Annotated in this window: 4 protein-coding genes and 1 pseudogene; 1 reads left to right on the forward strand and 4 read right to left on the reverse strand. The window is 74.7% G+C overall.

Features of this window, described 5'->3' with window-relative positions:
• Positions 1-199: 199 nt before the first annotated feature.
• Together KBX37_RS33235 and pknB are read right to left on the reverse strand one after the other, a co-directional pair.
• The gene (locus tag KBX37_RS33235; RefSeq protein ID WP_210779784.1) at positions 200-1,063 is read right to left on the reverse strand and encodes a deoxyribonuclease IV; all 864 of its coding nucleotides are present in this window, start codon (positions 1,061-1,063) and stop codon (positions 200-202) included.
• Positions 1,054-3,036: a Stk1 family PASTA domain-containing Ser/Thr kinase gene (gene pknB, locus KBX37_RS33240; protein ID WP_210779785.1), complete on the reverse strand. Its 1,983-nt coding sequence runs from the start codon at positions 3,034-3,036 to the stop codon at positions 1,054-1,056. The genes KBX37_RS33235 and pknB overlap by 10 nt, the downstream gene beginning before the upstream one ends.
• A 143-nt stretch (positions 3,037-3,179) precedes the next feature.
• On the opposite strand from pknB, the gene KBX37_RS33245 reads away from it, so the two are divergent.
• A complete protein-coding gene (locus tag KBX37_RS33245) occupies positions 3,180-3,569 on the forward strand; it encodes an Rv2175c family DNA-binding protein (protein ID WP_210779786.1) in 390 nt (129 codons plus the stop codon).
• A gap of 116 nt (positions 3,570-3,685) precedes the next feature.
• Here the strand turns inward: KBX37_RS33245 and KBX37_RS33250 are convergent, their stop codons facing one another.
• Positions 3,686-4,768: a polyprenyl synthetase family protein gene (locus KBX37_RS33250; RefSeq protein WP_210779787.1), complete on the reverse strand. Its 1,083-nt coding sequence runs from the start codon at positions 4,766-4,768 to the stop codon at positions 3,686-3,688.
• Positions 4,765-5,242, reverse strand: a pseudogene (locus KBX37_RS33255) (hypothetical protein); the annotation flags it as partial. The gene KBX37_RS33250 and the pseudogene KBX37_RS33255, both read right to left, overlap by 4 nt.

Genomic DNA, 5,242 nt, shown 5'->3' on the forward strand with positions numbered 1-5,242 from the left:
TCGACGAAGTCGCCCACGAACTGAACACCCGCCCCCGCCAGACGCTGAGCTGGGCAACCCCAACCCAGCGCCTGGCTCAACTCATCGCGCCCTGACGATTGCACTCACCACTTGACGCCGCCGGCCCGGAACTGACGCAAACCTCTTGATCAACGAGGCGAGCGGGGGCCGGGTGGGGCCGACGGGCCGCTGTGGTGGATCAGGGGTGGAGGCGGTTGAGGGTGGCGATGTCGGCGGCGTGGCCCTCGTGCTTCTCGGTGGGGGTCTCCACCACCACGGGGACGCCGGCGGTGGCCGGGTGGGTCATCAGTTCGGCGAACGCGGGCTCGCCGATGCTGCCCTTGCCGATGTTCTCGTGCCGGTCCCGGGTGGAACCGCACAGGTCCTTGGAGTCATTGGCGTGCACCAGCCGCAGCCGCTCCGCCCCGACGGTGGCCACCAGGGTGTCCAGGGTCGCCGTCATGCCGCCCTCGGCGGCCAGGTCGTGCCCGGCCGCCCACGCGTGGCAGGTGTCGAAGCAGACGCCGAGCCCGGGGTGCCGGTCCACCGCGTCCAGGTAGGGACCCAGCTGCTCCACCCGTGAGGCCAGCGAACGGCCCCCGCCCGCGCTCGGCTCGACCAGCAGCATCGGCCCGCCCGCGGCCGCCGCCTCGTCCAGCAACGGCAGCAGCGTCTCGCGGACCTGCCGCATGGCGGCCTCGGCGTGCCCCGCGTCGACCGCGCTGCCCGCGTGGAACACCACGCCCCGGGCGCCGATCGCCAGGCCCCGGCGCAGCGCGTGCGCCAGGGTCTCCGCCGACCGCTGCACCGTCGCCGCGGTCGGGGAGCCGAGGTTCACCAGCAGCGAGGCGTGGATGAAGACCGGGACACCCCGCTCGGCGCAGCCGTCCCGGAAGAGCGCGTCCTGGGCCGGGTCGCCGGCCGGCAGCGCCCAGCCGCGCGAGTTGGAGACGTAGACCTGCACCACCTCGGAGCCGGCCGCGTCGACGTACGGCAGGGCGGCCCGGGCCAGGCCGCCGGAGGTGGGGGTGTGCGAGCCGACGGGTCGCTTCGTCACAGGCATCCGATCGTGACCGGCGTCGCGGGCGGCACCGGCGAGTTCTCCTGCGGGTTCTGGAACCGGACGATCCCGTTCGGGTTGAACTGCACGGTCACCGGGAAGCCCTGGCTCTCCAGCTGCTGCTTGGCCTGCGGACACGGCAGGTCGACCACCCGGGGCAGGATCACCTGGGCCGGGCCCTTGCTCACCTCGAGCCGGACCTGGGCGCCCTTCTCGACCCCGGCGCCGTTGGCCGGGCTCTGCCCGAGGATCTCGTCCTTCGGCTTGTCCGAGTCCTTGTACGTCTCCACCGGCACCAAGCCGAGCTGGGCCAGCGCGGCCCGCGCCTCGTTGACGTTCTTGCCGAGCAGGTTCGGCACCGAGATCGGCGCCCGGCCCTTGCTCAGGATGAGAGTGATCTTCGTGCCCGGCTTCACCTCGGCGCCGACCTTCGGGTTGGTCTCCAGCACCACCCCGGCCGGCAGATTGTCGTCGTAGCGGGGGGTGCCCTTGGCCACCAGCAGCTTCGCGCTGGTCAGATCCACCTCGGCCAGCTCGAACTCCTTGCCCACCACGTCCGGCACCGGGAACCGCTCCGGACCCAGCGACAGGGTGAGCGTGATGGTGCCACCCTTGAGGATCTTGGCGGCCGAGACCGGATCCTGCGCCACGACGCTGTCCCGGGGGGTCTTCTCGTCGTAGCGGGGCTCGGCGTAGACCAGGGTGAAACCGGCCCGGTCCGCCTGCGCCTGCGCCTCGGCCTTGCTCAGGCTCACCAGTTCCGGGGCGACCGTGTAGCGCCCCACCCCGACCCACCAGCCGCCCAGCGCGGCGAGCAGGCCGAGCGCCACCACCGCGGCGGCGACCGAGAGCCGGCCGCGCTGGCTGCCCAACAGGCGGGTGCGCAGCGCGGCGAACCGGGCCCCGAGGTCCGACTCCGGGGCGGCCCGACGGCGGTGCGGCCGCTGCTGGCCCCCCTCGGGCAGCCGTGCCCAGGCGGGCCGCTCGGCCGGGTGGACCGCCGCCACGACCATGGTCGGCTGCGCCACCGCCGAGGTCTCGTCGCCCACCGGGCGCAGCACGGCGGTGTGCGTGTTCGGGTTGCCCAGGTCGTCCCGGGCCACCTGCACCTCGGCCAGCAGGGCGCCGGCGTCGGTCGGGCGGGCGCCGGGGTCGCGCCGGGTGGCCCGCGCGACCAGGTCGTCGAGCGCCTTGGGCAGCGCGGGTACCAGGGTCGACGGGGCCGGTACGTCCCGGTCGACGTGCTGCCAGGCGACGTCCACCGGCCGGTCCCCGTCGTACGGGACCCGCCCGGTGAGCATCTCGAACAGCACGATGCCGGCCGAGTAGACGTCGGTGCGCGGATCGGCGTGCCCGTCGGTGACCAACTCCGGCGCCACGTACGCGACGGTCGCCATGAGCTGGTTGCCGTTCTCCTCCTCGGCGCTGGCCTCGACCGCGCGGGCCAGGCCGAAGTCGGCGACCTTCACCACGCTGTCGACGAGGTTCGCCACGCCGCCGGTGGGCGCCTCGGCGACCAGCACGTTCTCCGGCTTCACGTCCCGGTGGACCAGCCCGGCCCGGTGCGCGGCGGCGATCGCGGCGAGCATCTGCTCCATGATCGCCAGCGCCTCGTCCGGGTTGAGCCGGCGCCGTTCGGCCAGCACGTCGCGCAGGGTGCGGCCGCGGACGTACTCCATCACCAGGTACGGCAGCCCGCCGTGGGTGCCCTGGTCGTAGACCGCCACCACGTTCGGGTGGGTCAACCGGGCGATCGTCTTCGCCTCGTCGGTGAACCGCGCCATGAACCCGGCCGTCCGGCCGCGGGCCTCCGGCGCCTGGGTCGGGTGAATGATCTTGACCGCCACGGTGCGCTCCAGGCGCTCGTCGGTGGCGGTGTACACGGTCGCCATCCCGCCGCGCGCGACGCGCCCGCGAATGCGGTAACGCCCGTCGAGCAGCGAGCCCAGCAACGTGTCGGCGACCTGTGTGTCCATCGGCAGGCAGTCTATGTGTCCGGAGGGTGAAGGTTGAACAGGATGCTACAGCCGGGACGCGATCCGGTCCGTCCCGCCGTGCTGTCGCAGGCCACCCGGGGTGCCGTTGCGCCCGGGTCGGGGCGACGTGGCAGGGTGGTCGGGTGACCGATTCCGTACCCGCCGACCAGGCTTCCGGCGCCGCTCTCGCCGGCCCGTCCGACCCGGCCGCCTGGCTGACCCTGCCCGACGTGGCCGAGCGCCTCGAGCTGCCGATCAGCAAGGTCCACCAGATGATCCGCGACCGGGAGTTGGTCGCCGTCCGCCGTGACGGCGTCCGCCGGATTCCCGTCGACCTGGTGGCGAACAAGACGGCGCTCAAGCACCTGCCCGGCGTCCTGAACCTGCTGGCCGACGCCGGCTACGACGACGAGGCCGCCCTGCGCTGGCTCTACGAGCCCGACGACACCCTCTCCGGCGGCACCGCCGCCGCCACCCTCGGCGGCGACCACGCCCGCGAGGTCAAACGCCGCGCCCAAGCCCTCGGCTTCTGACCCCCCCGGGCCTCAACGCCTCGTTGATCATGAAGTTGTTGCCACCGGCACCGACGTGTCGGGGCAACAACTTCATGATCAACTTTGGCAGGGGGGGAGGGGGGAGGAGCAGGGGGTCAGTCGGCGCGGCGGGTGGCGGCGATGGCGAGGTCGACCAGGGCCTGGCGGGCCTCGGTGTCGAGGTCGACCGTGGTCAGCGCGGCCAGCGCGGCGTCGGTGAGGGTGATGATCCGCTGCTCGGTACGGGCCAGCGCGCCGCTGGCGCTGATCAGCTCCCGCAGCCGCGCCACCCCGGCCTCGTCCAGCCCCGGATCGCCCAGCTGGCCGAGCAGCAGCTCCCGACCGGCGTCGTCGGTCGCCTCCACGGCCGCCGCCACCAGGTAGGTGCGCTTGCCCTCGCGCAGGTCGTCGCCGGCCGGCTTGCCCGTCTGCGCCGGGTCACCGAAGACCCCGAGCACGTCGTCGCGGAGCTGGAACGCCTCGCCCAGCGGCAACCCGTACGCCGAGTACGCCGCCCGGACGTCCGCCGACGCCTCGGCCAGCGCGGCGCCGAGCAGCAGCGGCCGCTCGACCGTGTACTTGGCCGACTTGTACCGGGCGACCTTCCCGGCCCGCTCCAGCGAGGTGTCCCCGGTGACCTGGGTCAGCACGTCCAGGTACTGCCCGACGGTGACCTCGGTGCGCATCTCGTCGAAGACCGGCCGGGCCCGGGCCACCGTCCGCGGCTCCAGGCCGGCGGAGTGCAGCAGCTCGTCCGACCAGACCAGGCAGAGGTCGCCGAGGAGGATCGCCGCCGCGTCGCCGAACCCGTCCGGGTCGCCGCCCCAGCCGGCCGCCCGGTGCCGGGCGGCGAACCGCCGGTGCATCGCCGGCTCGCCGCGACGGGTGTCGGAGCGGTCCATCAGGTCGTCGTGGATCAGGGCGCTGGCCTGCACGAACTCCAACGCCGCCAGCGCGGTCACCACGTGGTCGGAGTCCACCCCGCCGGCGCCCCGGTACCCCCAGTAGCCGAACGCCGGGCGCAGCCGCTTGCCGCCGCCCAGCACGAACGCCTCGATCGCCTCGGCGACGGGCACCAGCGCGTCGTCGACGCCGGTCATCCAGGTGCGCTGGTTGGCCAGGAACTCGGCCAGGGCCTTGTCGACGCGCTGACGCAGACCGGCGCGGTCGACGGGGGAGACGGGAGCAGCGTGGGTCACGTACCGACGCTAGCCGGTCGGGGTCGGCCGCGTCCCCCACCGGGCCGGCGCGTCGCGCCCGCCACGCCCGCCGTGCCGCCCCGCCGCCCGGGCGCGGGCGGTCGGGAGGGGGCGGTGACCGGGCCGCGGGGCAGGAAGCCGCGGGCGTCGGCGAGCAGCGCGGCGTAGCGGCGTACCGCCGGCTCGGTGCGGTGCGCGGCCAGCCGCCGCTCCAGCTCGACCAGCGGGGTCGCGGCCCGCGCCGACCCGGCGCGGACCGCGTCCAGCAGCGCGGCCCCGGCCACCGCGCAGGCCTGCTCCACCTCGCCGAGCTGAAGTAGGCCGCGGGCCAGCCAACCGCCGTAGACCGCCGCCCGGCGGGGCCGGCCACCGCGGCGGGCGGCGCGCAGCAGCGGCAGGGCCGGCCGGGGTCGGCCGAGCGCGGCCAGGGCGCGGCCCGTCATCGCCGCCAGCTCGGTGTCGTCGAGCCAGTAG

The sequence above is a fragment of the Micromonospora sp. U56 genome (assembly GCF_018070095.1).
In the GTDB taxonomy this organism is placed as follows: Bacteria; Actinomycetota; Actinomycetes; order Mycobacteriales; family Micromonosporaceae; genus Micromonospora; species Micromonospora purpureochromogenes.